The sequence below is a fragment of the Streptomyces sp. URMC 123 genome (genome assembly GCF_051386515.1).
In the GTDB taxonomy this organism is placed as follows: Bacteria; Actinomycetota; Actinomycetes; order Streptomycetales; family Streptomycetaceae; genus Streptomyces.
This window is the reverse complement of the sequence record NZ_JBPQTV010000642.1, coordinates 1-986: the sequence shown is the minus strand read 5'-3', so window position 1 is coordinate 986 and position 986 is coordinate 1. Positions and strand designations below refer to the sequence as shown.

Genomic DNA, 986 nt, shown 5'->3' with positions numbered 1-986 from the left:
GGCTTGGGCGGTACGGGTGGGGGCGGGCCGCTTCGGCCGGGGCTAGCGCCCGGGCCAGTTCGGCTTGCGCTTCTCGTTGAAGGCGGCGACGCCCTCGGCGCGGTCGCCGGAGAAGGCGACCGTCCGCCAGGCCGCGTCCTCCACCTCCAGGCCGGAGCGCAGGTCCATGCCGTGCCCGAGGCGCAGGGCCCGCTTGGCGGCGCGCAGGCCGACGGGGGAGTTCGCGGCGATGCGCTCGGCGAGCGCGAGGGCGGCGGCGCGGTCCTGGCCGGCGTCGACCAGCTCGTCGACGAGCCCCAGCTCACGGGCCTCCGCCGCCTCCACGCGGCGCCCGGTGAAGACCAGCTCGGCGGCGCGGGCGGCGCCGACGCGGCGCGGCAGCAGCTGGGTGCCGCCGCCGCCGGGGATCACGCCGACGGTCACCTCGGGCAGGCCCACCACGGCCGTCCGGTCGGCGACGATCACATCGCAGGAGAGGGCGAGCTCGAAGCCGCCGCCGAGGGCGTAGCCGTGGACGGCGGCGACGGTGGGCATGGGCAGTTCCAGGACGCCGGTGTACGCGGCGCGGGCGGTGGGGCGCTGGGCGGACAGCTCGGCGTCGGTGAGCGCGTTGCGCTCCTTGAGGTCGGCGCCGACGCAGAAGGCGCGGTCGTGGGAGGAGGTGAGGACGACGGCCCGGACGTCCGGGTCGTCGGAGAGGGCGCGACAGGCGTCGGCGAGGGCGCGGGCCATGGCCGAGGAGACGGCGTTCATGGCCTTGGGCCGGTCGAGGACGAGCTCGGCGACATGGGGCGAGCCCGGGCGGCGGACGGCGACGCAGTCGCCGAAGCGGGTTTCGGTGGCCGCGGGGGTGACGTCGGGGGTCATGAGGTGCCCTTCCGCGAGGTTTGGGTGGGCGCGCGGGCGCGTTTGCGCGCGGAGCGCGCCGTGGGGTTAACGATCGTTCAACGGATCATCGCACCCCACGTCGCCCCCGACCAGGCCCC

At 76.8% G+C, this 986-nt stretch carries 1 protein-coding gene; it reads right to left on the bottom strand.

Going from position 1 to position 986, the window contains the following annotated elements:
* Nucleotides 1–42 precede the first annotated feature (42 nt).
* Nucleotides 43–867, bottom strand: a complete 825-nt coding sequence (locus tag ACSNOD_RS31390) for an enoyl-CoA hydratase/isomerase family protein (protein WP_436770472.1) — start codon at nucleotides 865–867, stop codon at nucleotides 43–45.
* Nucleotides 868–986 lie beyond the last annotated feature (119 nt).